We start from the raw sequence: 19,132 nt of genomic DNA, 5'->3' as shown, positions 1-19,132 counted from the left end.
CCCGCTAGCGACCTACCTGACCCAGACTTTTCAACAAAGTAAATTCCGACGTTTCAACAAAGTTGACGGTCCATTTTTTTGGGAATTTTGATCTATCAAATTCCAAGAAAAATGACAGGACCAAACACAAAAAAAGTAGTTCTCGTAACCGGCGGCTCCGGCTTTGTGGGGGCGCACTGCATCGTGCAGCTACTGCAACAAGGCTATAAAGTAAGAACGACACTGCGCTCGATGAACAAGAAAAATGAAGTGCTGGACATGCTCCGGGTAGGGGGTATCGCGTTGACTGACAACCTGGAGTTCATCGAAACGGATCTAATGAAAGATCTAAATTGGGATAAGGCGATGGAAAATTGCGACTATGTGCTGCACGTGGCTTCTCCCATTTTCTTAAGAGCCCCCAAGCACGAAGACGAAATGATCCGCCCCGCGATGGAGGGAACGCTTCGCGTGCTGAAAGCTGCCAGAGACGCCGGGGTGAAAAGAGTGGTGATGACTTCAAATTTCGGGGCGGTGGGCTATAGCCATACCGATACAACGAAGATCATTACGGAAGAGTGCTGGACAGACCCCAACGAGAAAGGGTTGTCGGCCTACAATAAATCAAAGGTCATGGCGGAAAGAGCGGCATGGGATTTTATAAAAAAGGAGGGTGGTGCGTTGGAGCTTTCGGTCGTCAACCCGATGGGGATCTTTGGCCCTTCCCTGAGTCCCGTCCTGTCCAGCGGCTTTGAACTGTTGAAAAAGGTCTTGGACGGTTCCCTGAAGCGAATACCCAACATCACACTCGGCATCGTGGATGTGCGCGACGTGGCCGACCTGCACCTGCGGGCCATGATCCATCCCGAGGCAAACGGTCAGCGCTTCCTGGCCCTGGCCGGTGGTATTTTGTCATTGCCCGAAATTGCCTTGTTGTTAAAAAAGAAGCGGCCGGCCATTGCCAAATACGCATCGACCAGGCGACTTCCCGATGGGTTGGTTAAAGTGGCGGCGTGGTTCAACCCCGTGGCGAAGAGTATCGTTCCGATGTTGAGCCGGTATCGAAACGCCAGCAACGAAAAAGCCCGACAGGTTTTAGGATGGCAGCCGCGCAGCAATGAAGAGGCGATCATCGCGTCTGCGGAGAGCCTGGTGAGATTCGGCGCTATAAAAATTTAATTTGATGAGACGACTTAAAAAAATCGGAAAGGGAATCCTGATCGGTGTGCTGGCCATCATCTTTTTAGTTTTCGTATCGGCAGGGGTTTATATGCAGCACCCGAAATTTGGTAAGGCACCTTCGGGTAAGCGGCTCGAACGTATTCGAAAATCTCCCCATTATAAAGATGGCCGGTTTCAGAATGCGTCGGAGACGCCAACCATTGCCGAGGGATATACCTTTTGGCGGGAACTGCGAAAGTCGCTATTCAACACCTATCCCCATCTCCGGCCAAACGGGATCATTCCATCCGTGAAGACGGATTTGCATCACCTGCCCATTGACAGTGCCGTACTGGTTTGGTTTGGACACTCCTCCTGCTTTATCCAAGCAGGAGGTAAGCGAATTTTGATTGACCCTGTTTTTAACACCAATGCATCGCCCGTTCCCGGATCGATCACGGCTTTTGAGGGAACAACTTCCTACACCGTGGCCGACCTGCCGGATCTGGATTGCGTGCTGATCTCTCACGACCACTATGATCACCTGGACTATGAAACGGTTTTGGCATTAAAGAACAAAACAAAGAAGGTGATCTGTGGACTCGGCGTAGGCGCGCACTTTGAATATTGGGGTTACCCCATCGAAAAGATCATCGAGTGCGACTGGCATGAAAAAGTCGAGCTCGACGACAGCGTAGCGATTTATACACTTCCCACCCGGCATAAATCCGGGCGCGGTCTAAAGCAGGATAATACCCTGTGGTTATCCTTTTTGCTGCAAACTCCGGAAACAAAAATATACATCAGCGGAGACGGTGGCTACGACAAACACTTTAAAGCCATCGGCGATCAATTCGGTCCCATAGACCTGGCCATTATGGAAGACGGTCAATACGACAGTGCCTGGCACTACGTGCACTTGTTGCCTGAAGAAGGGTTGAAAGCCGCGCAGGATCTGAAAGCCAAGAGGGTGTTGCCTGTTCATCACTCAAAATTTGTTTTAGCCCGGCATGCCTGGAACGAGCCTTTGAATAGACTATCAACCTTGGCAACGGCCCATCAAGTCCCCTTGGTAACGCCCCGGATGGGCGAGATCGTAAGCCTCAGCGATACCTCGAAAACTTTCGATCGCTGGTGGAAAGCCGTGCAATAAGAATAGCGTAACTTGGAATATGTCCATGAAGGCAAACACCATAACCTCTTGTTACATCGGCCCACAGATCTCGCCGGAACAATTTATTGCCGAACATTTCTTTTTATACCTGGCAAAGGGAACCCTGCAGGGCTACGACGGACATAAGAACTACACCTTGAAATCGGGTGAGTATTGTGTCGTTAGAAAAAATCACCTGGCCCGCTACAACAAGCAAAGAGAGGACGATCAGTTTGAAAAGATAATTGTCATTTTTGATGAGGCCTTTCTGAAAGATTTCAGAGCGAAACACCGCATTTCGGATACCCGTTCTAAATCCGCGGCGGCCTTTATAAAATTAAACCGGGACGAGTTGATCCCTAACTTTGTCCGTTCACTAGCGCCCTATTACAACGGCGCTGGAAAAATAGATGAGACATTCTCCCAAGTAAAGCGCGAGGAACTGCTGCTGATCTTATTAAAGATCAACCCCGAATTGACGGGCGTGTTGTTTGATTTTGGCAGTCCCCAAAAACTAAACCTGGAGGAGTTCATGAATCGCAACTATAAATTCAACGTCAGCCTCGAACGATTCGCTTATTTAACAGGCCGTAGCCTTACCGTTTTTAAAAAGGATTTTGAGAAAATATTTCACGAAACGCCCAGTCGTTGGCTGGTGCAAAAGCGTCTTCAGGAAGCGTATTTCCAGATTGAAAAAAAAGGGAAGAAGCCTTCGGATATTTATCTTGATCTGGGCTTTGAAGACCTGTCCCATTTTTCATTTGCCTTCAAAAAACAATTTGGTGTAGCGCCTTCCAAAATTTAGAATGGGTTGGTCAATGATTCCAAGGAAAGCAGATCCGTATATCTGTCATTGCTGTTTAAACATAATACGATAATGCTGACCGGAATTTTTAGCTGCACAAACTTGCCATCGGGTGTGGTGAAGAATCAAAAGATATCTCATATTAGCTTTGAAATCGAAAACCCATGCCGATTAGAAATGGCCTCGTCCTTGTTGTGCTCACGCTCCTCATCGGCTGTCAGCACAAAAAGGCATTTGTCATTCCCAAAACAGACACCGACAACGGCGGCCTGATTTTGCCCGACGGCTTTGGAGCATTGGTCGTGGCCGACAGCGTTGGGCCTTCACGGCATTTGGCCGTCAGCGACAACGGTGACGTTTATGTGAAGTTGAGTATCAGTACGGGTGATTTGGGAAACATCGCCTTACGGGACACCAACGCCGATGGTCGCGCGGATATTTTTCAACGCTTCGGCGACTATCCGAACGATGGAAGTTTTGCAACGGAAATGCGCATCCACAACGGCTATTTATATTATAGTTCGGAGCGCATGGTATACCGGCAAAAACTGATCCCCGGCCAGTTGATCCCCGAGGGCAAGCCGGAAGTGCTCTTCATAGACCACTATCCCATCAAATGGCACAACGCCAAGTCGCTCGCGTTCGATAACAAGGGCGGCATGTACATCACGCTCAGTGCCCCGACCAACAATTGTGAAGATTGGAATACGGTGGTTAGCCCAGCCGTGGCAAATGTGAAGGGACAATACCCCTGCCGGCAATTGATTGACATGGGTGGCATCTGGAAATTCGACGAAGATAAGTTGGAACAAGATCAGGCCTCCGGCCAACGGTTTGCCACGGGATTGAGAAGTGTGGTGGGCATCGCCTGGAACGAAGAAGACAACAGCTTGTATGCCGTGCAACACGGCCGAGACTATTTGCATGGTCATGCGCCGCAATATTTCAGCGCCTGGCAAAATGCCGTTTTACCGGCAGAGGAATTTATGAAGATCCAGGAGGGCGAAAACTACGGGTGGCCCTACAGTTATTACGATCATTTCAAACACAAGCGAATGAAAGCCCCCGAATACGGTGGCGACGGTGTCCGCGAAGCAACGGGCTATGCCGATCCGGTCATGGGACTGCCCGCGCATTTTGCTCCAAACGATCTACTGTTTTACAAGGGCGATCAATTTCCGGCTCGCTATAAAAAAGGAGCCTTCATCGCTTTTCATGGATCCATCAACCGCGCGCCCTATCCGCAAGCGGGATACGTGGTAGCCTTTGTTCCCTTTGAAAGTGGAAAACCCACCGGCAAATGGGAAGTGTTTGCCGACGGCTTTGCCGGGGTCGACACCGTTAGAAATATGATCGACGCCCACTACAGGCCCGTGGGCCTGGCAGAAGGTCCCGATGGTTCTTTGTATGTGTCGGATTCAAAAAAAGGCAAGATCTGGCGCATCGTCTTTACCGCCGACGCTATAGCATTCGGCGAAGCTCAACTGGTCACCATGGAAAAAAGAAAATCCAGGACCTATCTTAACATACCGGACGCAGCCGACAGCTTGTCGGTAAAATAATCGACGATCGACGTTTCGCAAATTGAGCAAGCCACGCTTTTGCGAGAGTATGCTATTTCCTTGTTCCTTTAAATTCCACCTTGTTTGTCGGACCGAAGTTCACGTTGCTGGACCGGACGATGGTCACGTTGTTTTTGTCAAACGCTATATCGTTCGTGACGTAGAAGGGGGTTTCATAAAAATAAGTACGTACCCGTAGCGTATCGGGAGAAATCCAGGCGCCACTCGAAGCCACAGGGGTGTCTCCACTAGGAGGGGCATAGTACGTGCCATTCTTTAAAGCGCCGTTTCCAAAGGGGATGTTGAAAGTTTTGCCCTTTGTCGTAAAGGTGAGAGACGGGTCATCGGCCTTCAGTTGAAACGCCAGGCTGGTAATGCCATCTTGATTCGACTCAAGCGTGTAAGGCTCGCTGGAAAGGGTCGCCATTTTTGGAGACGTCGCATCGCCTTTGATTGCGGAAAGGCTTAGGCTTTTTAGTTTAGTCTGTAAAGCGGCAAAGGCATCTTTATTTTCGGCCACCGGTTTCTCACTCAGTGCAGGCAGCAGGTGATCCCACACCAGGTTCATGATCGCACCCATGTCCTTTGTGCCGGAAGTGATGGCCAGCACGGCATCCTGTTTGGGAAATACAATACAATATTGTCCGAAGGCGCCATCGCCGCGAAAGAGATCATGACGGCACCGCCAAAATTGATAGCCATAGCCTTGTTCCCAGTCGCTATCGGGATTGCTGCCGTTGGAGGTCTGTTTTTTTGTGGCTTCCTCTACCCAGGCTTCCGGGATGAGTTGTTTTCCTTGCCACATGCCCTTTTGCAGATAGAGTTGTCCCAGTTGAGCGATATCCTTTGTACGGATCTTCAAGCCCCAGCCTCCGATATTGATTCCCTGTGGGGAGCTGTCCCAGGTGGGATGTTCGATGCCCAGGGGTTCAAAGAGTCGGGGGGTGAGGTATTCGAGGAGTGTTTTTCCGCTGGTCTTTTGGAGGATGGCCGAGAGCATATACGTTGCCGCGCTGTTGTAGACAAAGTGGGTGCCAGGCTTGTGTTCGACGGGCAGCGACAGAAACCCTTTTACCCAACTGGCGGTATCTTGCTGCATCCCACCCGTAGCGTCATCGTTGTGCCCGGTGTTCATGGTCAGCAAATCGCGGATCCGCATGGCTTGCAGATTCTTCGAGGGATCCTTCGGGGTTTCGTCCGGGAAAAAGGAGGTCACTTTGTCGTTGATGTTGAGCAACCCTTCGGCCTGGGCCATGCCGATGGCGGTGGAGGTGAAGCTCTTGCTCAGCGAGAACAGCATGTGCGGGCTCTCGGGGTTGTAGGGATTCCACCATCCCTGTGCGGCGATCTTTCCGTGACGCAAAAGCATGAAACTGTGCAGTTCGTCTTTTCTTTCTTTTTCGGCGGCTTCAATAAAATTGAGGATCGCTTGCGATGAAATGCCGAGGGACTCTGGCGTCGCTTCTCCTTCTGTTTTTTGTTCGGGTGCTTGGCAGCCGGCGAAGAGGAGGGAGGAGAATAGCAGCAGGGAGAGGATGTTTTTCATGACGTTGGAGTTAAGGTTCTACGGGGATTATTAAATGTACGCATTATTGGCTGGTTTAGGCTGGTCGTTTTATAGACGGATCGCCGAATGAGAATGCCATTCAGCCGCGAAGACATCGTCGTGACGAGTGGCGGGGGGATCGGGGGCGTTCGTTTAAATTTCAATACCGTATCTTATTTTTTCTTGTTACCTTAGGATAGTCGCGTCGCAGGTAAGTATTTAACGACCTAACCTTTCTTCATGGGTGTCTTTCCCTACAAGTCTATCGCGTGCAGTAGCCTAATCGCGTTGGGTTGTCTTCTGCATGTTTCCATCCCGGCGGCGTACGCCCAGAACGACACAGCCACCGTCTCGTTGCCCGATCAACTCCTCTTTAAACACCTTTCGGTGGATGAAGGACTGTCGCAGCCAACGGTCAACGCCATTGTGAGCGACAAACAGGGTTTTGTGTGGATCGCCACCGAAGACGGCCTCAATCGCTATGACGGCAACGAGTTCAGGATCTTCCGCCACGATGCCCAGGACAGTACATCCATCAGCCATAGCGTTGTTTATGCCCTTGCGGAAGACACGGTGACCGGCAATTTATGGATCGGCACGTCGGGCGGCTTGAACTACTACAATCACGCCACCGAGCAATTTGGACTTGTCCCCTTAAACATCGATCCGGGTACCTATGCCAGTCTCGACGTCGACTATGCCCGGAACAGGATCTGGATCGCTTACGGTTTGGGGGGGATCAGCTACTACGATATCAAAACCGGCACGTTACGCACCATGGACCACCCGGGCTTGAGAGAAATTATGGCCTGGTCGATCAAAGTGCGCGGCGACAAAGTGTACATCGGTACGCTGGGCCATGGACTGAAAATCTATGACATCGCACACGATGCTGTGGCCACCTACGATGCCACCACGAAACCTTCGGTCGACAATGAGATCAGAACGCTCTATGCCGATAAAGACTGCCTGTGGTTGGGTACGAGAGACGAAGGCTTGCAACGCTTTGGCTACAACGAAACTACCGTACAGTCGAACACATTCAACTTAGGCACACGAAGCCGGGGCATTTGGTCGCTGGCCATGGATAAGGATGGCCAGGTGTGGGTGGGTACCGACGGCGCCGGGTTGGTGGTATACTCGCCGCGCACCGGGGCATTCAGAAATTTTACGCGCTCCGAAACCGACAGCCACAGCCTTAACGACAACACCCTGCGCGCCGTGTACATTCCGCCAGTGGGCGGAGCGTGGATTGGTACCTACGACGGTGGCTTGAATTATTACGCCGCGTTGCCCCTCCGTTTCAGGTTATTCGAACAGACCATCGGAAATGGTACACTGCCAAAGCATCCCTCCATAACCGCGTTCGCTGAAGAAAAAACGGGAAGGATCTGGATCGGTACGGCCGATGGACTGAGTTACCTGGAGCATGGCCAAGTCCATCCGTTTGGCCGCTTGTTTTCCACAGGATATACCGAAGTCGTTCTCGCGCTGTGTACCGACCGTTATGGCGGGGTTTGGGTGGGGCTTTACCGACAGGGGCTGATCTATATCGATAAGAATAGACACGTCACCCGCTATCGCAACGATCCCCAGGATGCGACGAGCTTGTCAGAGAATTCGGCCTGGACCATCGCCGAGGACTCACTGGGCTATGTGTGGGTGGGCACCGACAACGGTCTGAACCGGTTTGATCCGGCCACACGGAAATTTTTGAACTTCCGCCAGAACCCCGGGGGCAATATGAAGCCGCTGTATGAGATCAACCGGACGGTACGCGCGCTCCAGGTGATGGCCGATGGAACGCTTTGGGTAGGCATCTTTGGTGAGTTGATGCGGTACAGCTACAAAACAGACCAGGTGGCGCGGTTCCCGGTCATCGTCGATGGCGACAAGGAAATAAGAGATGTCCGTGTCATCTCCCTCTGCGAGGATCTGCACCATCGACTCTGGGTTGGCACCTATGGCGACGGGCTTTGCACTTTCGATAAGACCACGCAAAAATTCACCATCATCAGCGAACGCGAGAACCTGCCAAACAATTTTGTTCTGGCCATCCAGCCCGGCTCGGGGAACGACATGTGGATGTCCACCAACGCCGGCCTGAGCCACTACGATACCCAAAACAGAATTTTTCTAAAGTTCGACGAGAACTATGGTGTGCAGGGTAACACGTTCAAACGAAATGCTTCTCTCCGTCTTCGGAACGGCGACCTGATGTTTGGAGGAACAAATGGTTTCAATATTTTCACACCCATCACGCTCACCCCGGACTTCTATGATCTCAACATCGCATTGACTGATTTCCGGATCTTCGACAAGTCCATCCAACCCGGCGACCGCCTGCTTCCAAAGAGTATAACGGCGCTGGACAAGATCACCCTTCCGTATAATGACTCACGGTCCATCACCTTTCGCTTTTCGGCACTTCACTTTGTTTCACCATCGCAAATAAAATATGAATACAAGCTGGAGAATTTGCTGAACACCTGGCAAAAGGCCGGCAGCGATCACACCGTCACCTTCACCAGCCTGCAACCCGGCACGTTCCGGTTTGTGCTCCGAGCATCCTTTAATGAACAAACCTGGGGACCGGAGAAAGTTATCGAGATCGTGATCCAACCCCCATGGTACAAAACAACCCCGGCAAGGATAGCACTGGCCGCGTTCCTCGCCCTGTCTACAGTTGTTTTTTTTCGGTTGAGGACCAATGCGCTGATCCGTCAGAAGCAAAAGCTGGAATCGCGTGTGCGGGAACAAAGCAAAGAGATCAAGGACCAGAACGACGAGTTGGCCGCCCAGAATGAGGAGCTGACGCAACGCCATGAAGAGATGGCATCGCAGCGTGAGGAGATTGCGGCGCAGAACGAGATCCTGACCGAAACCCAGCGTCAAATGGCCGAACTGAACCGGGGCCTGGAGCGGCTCGTGCAGGAACGCACCCAGTCGCTGGACAACACCATCCGTCAGCTGAACAAAACCATCTACGAACTCGATGCTTTTGTCTACAGCGCCTCCCACGATTTGATCGCCCCACTCAAATCGGTGATGGGGCTCATCAACCTCTCACGCCAGGTCAACCCGGGCGACGAAGAGAACACGCGCTACCTCGACTACATGGAGGCCAGCATCAAGAAGCTGGACGACGTGATCAAGAGCATGATCCAATTCTCCCGCAATTCCAACGCCGAGTTGATCACCGAACGGGTCAACCTTCGCGAAGCGGTGGAAGAGATCATCAACGATCTGCGTTATATGAAGGAATTCGACAAGATCGGCTTCTCCATTGTTGTCGATCCCGCAGCGGTGGTGATGACGGACGCACAACGCTTGAAGATCATCGTCACCAACCTGGTGAGCAATGCCATAAAATATGCCGATCCTACCAAGACCCAAAAGGAGGTGAAGATCCAATTCGAAAACGGGAACACCAGTTGGAAGCTCTACGTATCCGACAACGGCATCGGCATCGACAAAAAATATCTCAGCCGTGTGTTCGAGATGTTCTACCGGGCCACCGAGCGGTCGCAGGGATCCGGCCTTGGTCTCTACATTGTCAAGGAAACCGTGGACCGGCTGAAGGGCGAGATCTTTGTCGATTCGGAAAAAGGGAAGTGGACCCGCTTTGAGTTGATCTTCCCGGCAGGTGTTTAGCCCTATGCTGAAAGAAAAAATGCAGAACCGCAAAGGCGCAAAGTTTACGCAAACCAAAATGCGAAGCGCATCGCGGTGACTTTTTGTCCTTTGCGGTTCTAGATGACTTTGGGACCAGCCCCACACGCCAAAAGCGATTTGCCCTCTCTTTTGCAACATTTTGATACCTCCCCGAAACATTTGGACCCCCACGATCAGACATTTCCATACCCACAGAAAGCAGCATCCGCCCTATCTTTGTCGCAACCGACTACGGAAGTTGTCTCCTGCAACCCCCCGTGGGAGTAAAAGAGTCAACGCAATGAAAAAGGTAGTATTAGCAAGCATCATTTTAGCGGCCGTGGCTTTAGCGGCCTGTTCTCAAAAGTCATCCGTGGAGAAATTAACGGATGGTGTCATTGTCCATCCGACCAACGGCAGCACGGCCAAATCCGTCCGGCTGCGGGTAATCTCTCCCTCCATCGTCCAGGTCACCGCCAGTGCAGCCGACACGTTCTCGACCCCCAAGAGTCTGATCATCCTCCCCGGAGTGAGCGGCGTATCGGACTGGAAACTGGAAGAGACCGACAACCAACTCACCCTCGTCACGACCGCGCTTCGTGCCACCATCTTGTTAGAGACAGGCGAAGTGTCTTTCGCGGACACAGCTGGCCAGATGATCCTCCAGGAAAAGCAAGGGGGCGGAAAAACATTCACACCGCTTGTCGTGGACAATGAACGCACCTACAGCCTGCGGCAACAATTCGAATCGCCCAACGACGAAGCCTTCTATGGTCTGGGCCAGCACCAGGAGGGACTGATGAACTACAAAGGAAAAGATGTTTCTCTTTTTCAATACAATACGAAGGTGGCCGTGCCCTTCTTAGTATCGAATAAAAACTACGGCATCCTGTGGGACAACTATTCGCTGACGCGATTTGGCGATCCGAGAGAATATCGCTCGCTGTCGCAACTCAGGTTATATTCCAAGGAAGGAAAGGAAGGCGGGCTTTCCGCAACCTACAGTTCAAAGACCGATGCATCCAAAATATACCTCGTGCGCCAGGACTCGGTGATCAATTATGAGTTCTTACCCGATCAAAAGAGATTCCCGAAAGAGTTTCCCATGCGCGACGGCAAAGTGGTGTGGGAGGGAAGCATTGCTTCCGACGACAGCGGGCTTCATAAATTCTTTTTGTACTACGCAGGCTATGTCAAAGTGTGGATCAACAACGAGCTGAAAGCTGACCACTGGCGTCAGGCCTGGAATCCTGGAACCGTAAAATTTGAATTGCATGCAGAAAAGGGAAAACAATATCCTATTAAGATTGAATGGTTGCCGGATGGCGGCGAGTCATACTTGTCGCTCAAGTGGCAGTCGGCACCGGCGGAGGATCAGAATCGCCTATCTTTTTTCTCGGAAGCGGGCGACCAGATCGACTACTACTTCATGGCCGGAAGAAACCTGGACGATGTCATTCGTGGCTACCGAACGCTTACGGGCAAAGCGGAGATCTTTCCGAAGTGGGCGATGGGTTTCTGGCAAAGCCGCGAGCGTTACAAAACCCAGCAAGAGATCCTCGACGTCGTAGCCGAATTCAGAAAACGCAAGATCCCCCTCGACAACATCGTGCTCGACTGGTCCTATTGGGACGAAGACAAGTGGGGCAGCCAGGATTTTGACCTGACCCGTTTCCCGGATGCGGAGGGCATGATCAAACAACTGCATGAAAAGTACAAAACCCATTTCATGATCTCGGTGTGGCCCAAGTTTTATGAAGGCATCGATGCTTATAACGACTTTGATAAAAAAGGATTCCTCTATAAAGCAAACATCCAAAACCGTCAGCGGGACTGGATTGGCAAGGGCTATGTGTCCACGTTCTACGACGCCTATAACCCGAAAGCGCGCGAAGCTTTTTGGAACCTGGTGAACACCAAACTCAACAGCAAGGGTGTCGACGGCTGGTGGCTGGACTCGACCGAGCCCGACATTTTATCCAACGCCTCCATCGCCGATCGCAAAAAACTCATGAATCCCACCGCGTTGGGTTCGTCTACAAAATATTTCAATGCCTATGCCCTCATGAATGAAAAGGCGATCTACGAAGGCCTTCGCCGGACGGACCCCGACAAACGCGTTTTCATTTTTACGCGCTCGGCATTCGCCGGATCACAACGCTATGCGGCGGCCACCTGGAGCGGCGACATCGCGGCAAACTGGCAGGATTTCAAAACGCAAATTCCCGCAGGCCTGAATTTCTCCTTGTCCGGGATCCCGTATTGGACCACCGACATCGGGGGATTTTCCGTGGAGAAAAAATTTGAAAAAGCGCAAGGCGAAGACCTCGAAGAATGGCGCGAGCGCATGACACGCTGGTTCCAGTTCGGCATGTTCAATCCGCTTTTCCGTGTGCACGGTCAATATCCCTACCGGGAAATGTTCAACGTGGCGCCCGACAATCACCCGGCGTACAAGTCCATGCTGTATTACGACAAACTGCGCTACAGCCTGATGCCCTACATCTATTCGCTGGCGGCCAAAACGTATTGGGAAGACTACACGATCATGCGGGCGCTCGTGATGGATTTTCCGGACGACAAGAAAGTGCTGAACCTGGGTAATCAATTCCTGTTCGGCCCGTCGTTCCTGGTGGCGCCGGTCACAGACTACAAGGCGCGGACATGGCCGGTATACTTACCCGCGAACACCGGATGGTACGATCTGTATACCGGAAAACATTTCGACGGCGGGCAGACCGTTCAAGCCGACGCACCCCTCGAAAGAATCCCGGTGTTTGTGAAAGCGGGCTCCATCATACCGGTAGGCCCAGAGTTGCAATACACGGCCGAGAAAGTTGCTGATCCCCTGTCCATCTATATCTACACCGGTGCCGACGGTTCATTTTCCTTGTACGAAGACAATGGATTGAATAACGATTATATAAAAGGACAATACGCCACCCTTCCATTGACCTACACGGAATCCAACCAAACATTGACCCTCGGCAAACGCCAGGGAACTTTTGATGGTCTGTTGGAAAAAAGAATGATACAGATTTTTTGGGTTAGTGAAGATCACGCTGCAAGGATGAGCAGAGATGCTCGTCCTGCGCAGGTGATCGAATACAGCGGCGAGAAGATAACGGTGAAGAAAAACTGAAAATTCATTTCCGAAAGGAAGTTGAAGATAAACTGTTTGTTCGATCGGTCTGCCGGCAGATCGAACATAGCGATGCGGTGGATGCGATTGTGTCGGGAGCGAATTGATGTGCTGTAGCGGAGATCGTTTAGTTCGTTATAATATCCAGTTAATAAAAAAGGTGCAACCTGCACCTTTTTTTTGCCCGGGTAACGGCGTTCGAACAATCCGCGGGAAAATCAAATGATCTTTTCCCTGATCGCTTTCGCCACCGCTTCCGGTCCGCACTGTACGTGCAGCTTCTGATAGATATTTTTTAAATGCCGTTTCACCGTTTCGGGAGAGATGGAAACTTCCAGCCCGATCATGCGGTAAGAAAAGCCGCGCGACAAAAGTTGAAGCACTTGTTGCTCGCGGGGCGTGATGTGATATTGTTCGCCGGTTTCTTTCGGCTTGTGAAAAACGGTCAGCACTTTTCGCGCAATGCCGGGCGACATGGGTGCGCCGCCTTCCATTACATCGCGGATGGCGAACATCAGCTGAACGTAGGTGTCGCGTTTCAACAGGTAGCCATCGGCGCCGTTGCTGAGACAGGCGAAGAGCTTGTCGTCGTCGTCAAAGACGGTGTGCATGATCACTTTCACGGTGACGTCGATCTCCTTGATGAGCTTTACGCCGTCGATGCCGCTGCACTCGGGCATGTCGATATCCATGATGACCACGTCGGGACGCGACGCCTTTATCTCGGCGCGAACGTTTTGGCAGTCGCCATAGGTTCCCAACACCTTGAAACCGTCGGTGGTGCTGATGAGCATCTCCAGGACGTCCCTGAGTTTTTCGTTGTCCTCATAGATCGATACCGATATCATAGTGCAAAGGAAGCTACTGTCTATTCATTTTCAATACCCCTTTTGGGTCATGCTGCTTCAGGGGGAAGCGCAACACAATGCGCGTGCCTTTTCCGGCCTCCGAATGGATCTCGATGGTGCCCCGTAGCTCGGCGGCCCGCTCCCGGAGGTTGTAGATGCCATTGCGGTCCGTTCGCGCTTTGGGGTCGAAACCCTGGCCATCGTCCTCGATGGAGAGCAAAAGGGTCTTGTGATCGATCGAGATGGTGACCGTGGCATGGGTGCAGTGCGAATATTTCACCAGGTTGTTCACCGACTCTTTGAACACGAGATAGACGTTGCGGCGTTGCTCCATGGTCAGGCTGATCTGCTCAATATATTCGGGGATGGCAAATTGATAACTGATCTGCTTGGCTTCAAAGAGTTCGGACGAGTAGCGGGTCATGCGGGCGATGAGGCTGGCCAGCGCGTCGTTCTTGGGGCTGATGTTCCACACAATGTCGTCCAGCGAACCGCTGATCTGTTGCACCTCGTCCACCATGCGTTCCAGGAAAGGTTTGGAAGGATGTTCGCCGGCCAGTTTATTTTGGGCAAGCGCACCCATGATGCTGATGCTGCTGAGGGATGAACCCAACTCATCGTGGAGGTCGGCCGAGATCCGGTTGCGGATGTGTTGCAGGCGCAGCAATTGGTTGATGCGATAACGATACAACGCATACAAGATCGCGGCAATGGTCAGAATGACGAGCGTCCGGAACCACCACGTCTCATAAAATGCCGGTAACACGATGAGCTGGAGTTTTACTTCGTGTGGACTCCAGTTGCCAAACGCATCGCCAGCCTTGAGGTGAAGCGTGTAGCTTCCCGGGTTCAGGTTGGTGTAGTAGGCCTGGTGATTGGCATGGATGTAGTTCCAATCCTTTTCAAATCCCTCGAGGGAATAGGCGTATTGGTTGTCGTGTTGTTTGCGAAAGTTAAGCGCCACAAAATCGACCGTAAAAGAATTGTCCTCGCGGGCCAACGTGATGGGCGCGTTAAAATTCAGGTGCTGCTCTTTTTCATGGATCTTGAAACTGCTGATGGCCAACGGTGGCGGATGGAGGGGCTCCAGCAATTGACGCACGTCGATAAAATTGAATCCGTTCGTCTGGCCGACAAAGAGGAGATTTTTATCTGCACTGGTAAACAGCCGGCCGGCGGTGTTGTCGCTGAACAGGCCGTCGTTCACGGTAAACCGCAAGGTGCGTTTCAATGATGGAAAGATGCAATACAATCCTTCGTAGTTACCCATCCAGACATGTCCCGAGTGGTCTTCGGCCAGGCCCCGGTTTTCGCGATCGTAAAAACCGTTGGCGGTGGTGTAGATCGCGGCGACCTTTCCCGCGGCATCCAGTTGCGTGAGACTTCCCCAACGCGCCACCCACAGGTTACCCGCATGGTCTTCCAGGATGGAATTCACGGCGTGGTCGGGGATAGAGTCCGGTAGCGCATTTTTGTCGAGCGCTGTAAACTGTTTTGAGTTTTCATCGGCCTGGTACAAACCTCCATAAGTGCCCAGCCATATTTTTCCCTGTGGGCTGCTGACGATGCTCATGAGCAGGTTGTTGTTTTTCAGGAGGTCGCGCTGGGTGGCGTCGCTCCACGGGGTCACATCTTTTTGAAGTTTTTCATCCAGGATGTGAATGCCCTCGTCGGAGTTGCCAAGCCAGAGGTGATCGTGCGGGTCGAAGAAGCCGTACATAAAGAACGGAACGGAGAAGTAGGTGTTGGCCAAGACGCTGAGCGGCGGTGTGATCAGTTTTTCTTTTTCAAGATCGTATACGAAAATGCCGGGGCGTCTATAGTCGAGACGATCCGTCCCGATCCAAAGGGTGCCGTCTGCACGCTGCACCATCCACCGTGTTTCGGCAGTGGCTTCGTGGGAGAAGGCGATCAGCGAATAAGTCCCCGATGCCATGTCCCAGCGCAGTACGCCGCTGTGTGACAACCCGAGGTAAAAGACATGTTCATATCCTTTGCGTTGGTCGGGCAGGATCACGTTCACGTCTACCGGCCAATGCACGAGGTTTTTCGGGAGTTCGTGGCCCTGAAAAAGATTGCTGCGCGGGTGATATTTCACAATGCCCCGCGAGGTGCAGATCCACACGATGTCGTTTTGGGTGTCGCGATAGATGTCGTTCACTTCAAAGGGTTCGTCCAGGATACCGGGAAAGAAGTAGAATTCTTTTTGTTCCGGCCGGAAGATGCCCACGGTTTGCTCGTTGCCGATCCAAAGGATGCGTTTCCCAAATTCATCGGTTCCTTCTTCCACGCAGCGCACTTCGTTCTTGCGTTGGCCTGTGGCAAACATCTGGCGGGCGCCCGTCCGGGTGTTGTATTGGATCAGGCCATGGTCATACGATCCGATCCACAAGTAACCGTCGCGGTCGGCATAGGCGGTGTTGAGGAGCAGTTGTTCGCGCCGCGAGGGATCTTTGCAATCCATTCCCCACACGCAGATCATGCTGTCTTTTTGGGCATCGTAGCGAAACAACCCGTTGTCGCGGCCAATAGCCCAGAGGGTATGGTCGGCATCTTCTACAAACGAAGCTTTGATCCACACAAAGGTGGTCTGTTCAAAATCATAATGTTTGATCTTGCCGGTCTTCAGATCGATGCGATTAACGCCCCGGCGGTCGCTGTACCATCCTACACCTTTCGAGTCGATAAAGAAATCGCCTGTCTGTTTGTCGGTCATGCCGGGCACGGGTTCCATCGTTTTTCGCAACGAGTCGATCCGGCAAACGCCGTTCAGATCCGATGCAAGCCATAGGGTGTTGGCCTGGTCATGGGCGATGCCGGCAACAAATTTTGTTTCAGGTGTTAAAAAACTTTTGAACGTGGTGCCGTCATATCGCACCGGACATAGACGGGTACCAAACCACATAAACCCGGAGCGGTCGCGCGTAGCCGACAGCACGGTGTTGCTCGGCAGGCCATCGCGCGTAGTGATGGTTTCAAACCGGAAGGCCGGGAGCTGCGCCCGGCAGGGAAATAGCCCTAGCGCAGCGATCCATACGAACAGGCATGACAAAGCAGTCCGGGTCATTTATCAGAGGGGGTTTGGAGGACTCTATCCAAAGATAGAATTCCTCCACCTCCGTTCCTAGAAATACGCCCCCGCCTTATTTTATTTCCACCTTCATGTTTTTTGTGATCAGCGATTGGCCACCGTCTTTGTAGACCGCTTTGACGGCATACTCATACGTTCCTTTCAGCACCTGCGTATCGGCAAATGCATATTTGTCGCCGGTCACCTGCTGGTACATTTCCAGGCCGCCTCCATTGAACGACCGGTAGACCAGGAAATAATAGTCGCCTTTCACAGGGTACTTCCAACTCAGGGCCACCGATCTTTTGTCGGCGTTCACTTTAGCCGCAAAGCCTTCGATCTTCTGCCGCATGCCTGAATCGTATACACGCACCTTCAGGGGGAAAGAACGTCCGGAGAAGTTTCCATCGTCGTCGCTGGCGATGAGGCTGTATTCATACCAGGTCTGTTTTTTCACTTTGGTGTCGGTGAACCGCGTGGAGTCTTTGCCGAGCCGGGCCACTTCGGCCCATGCGCCACCCAGTTCGCGTTTGTAAAGCGTCTGGCCTTTCACATCGGCGCTGTTGCTGGGCGCCCACGAGAGCCTCACCGTTGTATCGGAAACGGCAAAGGTGGTGAACACCGGCGCTACCGGCCGGACCTTGTCGGGCTTCTTCAACTCCAGGATATCGGAGTAGGCGCTGGGATTCCGGTTCTTGTCAAAGGCTGCGATGCGATAATATATTTTTTCCGTCAGTGTGTTCAACGCCAGGCTGTCGGTGAACGTGGAGTCGGCGATGAAGTTCCGCGTGATCGGGATGAACGTATGATCTTTTGCATTGGCTCGGTACACGAGATAACCCATCAGGTCGCGTTCCTTTCCAAGGGTCCACTTCACGTGAACAATCCCCGTGGTGTCGATCTTTCCCAAAAGACCGATCGGCTTCAGAGGCGCGATAGTGTCGATCATGGTAACATAGGCTGGAATAGAAATGCCGGCGTTGCGGGCCGTGTCGATGGCCGACACCACGTAGTAGTTTGTTCCCCAAGGGACGGCCGTGGTGTCGGTGTAGGTAACACTTTCTTTACCCAGCGGCTTCATGGTGAGCGGCGCGAACGGTCCGTTCATGGTTTCGCTCCGGCCAATCATATACCCGGCAAAGTCGGGTTCACGCGTGGTCTTTTGCCAGGTGAGCTTCACTTTTCGTTTGCCCAGGTGTTCGGCAACCACTTTCAGCGGAGGCGCTGGCGCCGTTTTGTCGACGCCCATCACGGGCATGGCTGGCGACGGCCGGCCCAGGTCGCCAAAGGGAGTTATGCCGGTGATACGATAGAAATATTTTTTATAGTTCTGCTGAAGGGAATCCGTAAAAACGATCTGGTCGTTCGATCGATCTCCGCTCGAGAGGGGTTGCACGAACGGCTTGTTGTTTCTTCGCTTATACGTCTTGCCACCGTCGTCGGAGCGTTCGATATAATATGCGGAGAAGTAGGCGTTGGAAAATTTCCGGTTCCAATGAAAAGTGACTTTGCGGTCGAGTTCTTCATAGCGAATCTCCGGCATGGGCACCATGGCCTGCGATTGATTCGTATTGATCAGCACCGCGGCCGAATCGGACTTCACTGCGCTGGGATTGGTGAGGGCGTGAACCGAATACAAATATGTCTTTCCCTTCTGTGCGGTCTTATCCACGAAACGAAGTCCCAGTCCCTGCGCGACGAAAGCGTTGTTGTCGGCGATCAACAGCGCCATAGAAAACCGGTTCTCCTGGTCGTATTTTTGATTGAACGCCGCACCGAGATCCACGTCGTTTGTCTTGCCGCGTTTATCCGGCTTAAAGGTGGGAAGGTTCGACTTGCCGTAGAGCAACGTCGCGGCCACGGCGGCCGTGGTGTCGGAGTGACGCGCCCGCGCTTTCCATTCGGCGAGCGTCCACGGTTTGATCGGTGCAGCATTCAATTTTTCACGCACGGGCCGGGTCGTCATTTTTGGGGTGATCTCCATGCGTTCGATCACATACCCGGCGTCGTTATACGCTCTCCACAATAGGGGATCGGAGGGAGCCCAACGCAACACGACGGAGTCGCCATAATATTTGCCCACCATGTGGAGCGATCGTTCATAGCGCAGCGAATCCGTCGCCTTCACTTTCTTTTGAGGCGTCGCCGGCTTTTGAGCATTGGCAAGGTGCTGCATGGCCAGCAGGATGAGGAAGAGGGCAATCGTTCTCAT

General features: G+C 52.4%; 10 protein-coding genes. 6 read left to right on the top strand and 4 right to left on the bottom strand.

Going from position 1 to position 19,132, the window contains the following annotated elements; all coding sequences use genetic code 11:
* Positions 1-111: 111 nt before the first annotated feature.
* The 4 genes from D4L85_RS32820 (at position 112) to D4L85_RS32805 (ending at position 4,660) form a co-directional block, all read left to right on the top strand.
* Entirely contained in the window at positions 112-1,158 is a 1,047-nt protein-coding gene (locus D4L85_RS32820; RefSeq protein ID WP_119758326.1) for an SDR family oxidoreductase, read from the top strand.
* 4 nt (positions 1,159-1,162) lie between these two features.
* Positions 1,163-2,293: an MBL fold metallo-hydrolase gene (locus D4L85_RS32815; protein WP_119758325.1), complete on the top strand. Its 1,131-nt coding sequence runs from the start codon at positions 1,163-1,165 to the stop codon at positions 2,291-2,293.
* A gap of 25 nt (positions 2,294-2,318) precedes the next feature.
* The gene (locus tag D4L85_RS32810) at positions 2,319-3,098 is read left to right on the top strand and encodes a helix-turn-helix domain-containing protein (protein ID WP_119759039.1); all 780 of its coding nucleotides are present in this window, start codon (positions 2,319-2,321) and stop codon (positions 3,096-3,098) included.
* 164 nt (positions 3,099-3,262) lie between these two features.
* Positions 3,263-4,660 (top strand): PQQ-dependent sugar dehydrogenase, encoded by a 1,398-nt coding sequence (locus D4L85_RS32805; protein ID WP_119758324.1) that lies wholly within the window; start codon positions 3,263-3,265, stop codon positions 4,658-4,660.
* A 52-nt stretch (positions 4,661-4,712) separates the two neighbouring features.
* On the opposite strand, the gene D4L85_RS32800 is transcribed toward D4L85_RS32805, so the two are convergent.
* Positions 4,713-6,206 (bottom strand): serine hydrolase domain-containing protein, encoded by a 1,494-nt coding sequence (locus tag D4L85_RS32800; RefSeq protein WP_119758323.1) that lies wholly within the window; start codon positions 6,204-6,206, stop codon positions 4,713-4,715.
* A 240-nt stretch (positions 6,207-6,446) separates the two neighbouring features.
* Here D4L85_RS32800 and D4L85_RS32795 point away from each other — a divergent pair, with 240 nt between their 5' ends.
* Positions 6,447-9,860, top strand: coding sequence for a two-component regulator propeller domain-containing protein (locus D4L85_RS32795; protein ID WP_119758322.1), 3,414 nt, complete (start codon positions 6,447-6,449; stop codon positions 9,858-9,860).
* 301 nt (positions 9,861-10,161) lie between these two features.
* Positions 10,162-13,002: a TIM-barrel domain-containing protein gene (locus D4L85_RS32790; RefSeq protein WP_119758321.1), complete on the top strand. Its 2,841-nt coding sequence runs from the start codon at positions 10,162-10,164 to the stop codon at positions 13,000-13,002.
* A 218-nt stretch (positions 13,003-13,220) separates the two neighbouring features.
* On the opposite strand, the gene D4L85_RS32785 is transcribed toward D4L85_RS32790, so the two are convergent.
* From D4L85_RS32785 to D4L85_RS32775, 3 genes are all read right to left on the bottom strand, one after another.
* Positions 13,221-13,850, bottom strand: coding sequence for a response regulator (locus tag D4L85_RS32785; RefSeq protein WP_119758320.1), 630 nt, complete (start codon positions 13,848-13,850; stop codon positions 13,221-13,223).
* A gap of 13 nt (positions 13,851-13,863) precedes the next feature.
* Positions 13,864-16,917 (bottom strand): ligand-binding sensor domain-containing protein, encoded by a 3,054-nt coding sequence (locus D4L85_RS32780; RefSeq protein ID WP_119758319.1) that lies wholly within the window; start codon positions 16,915-16,917, stop codon positions 13,864-13,866.
* A 76-nt stretch (positions 16,918-16,993) separates the two neighbouring features.
* Complete coding sequence (locus D4L85_RS32775) at positions 16,994-19,132, bottom strand: fibronectin type III domain-containing protein (RefSeq protein ID WP_119758318.1); 2,139 nt, start codon at positions 19,130-19,132, stop codon at positions 16,994-16,996.

Origin of the sequence: Chryseolinea soli (assembly GCF_003589925.1) — a bacterium.
GTDB classification, from domain to species: domain Bacteria; phylum Bacteroidota; class Bacteroidia; order Cytophagales; family Cyclobacteriaceae; genus Chryseolinea; species Chryseolinea soli.
This window is presented reverse-complemented; position numbering and strand designations above follow the sequence as displayed.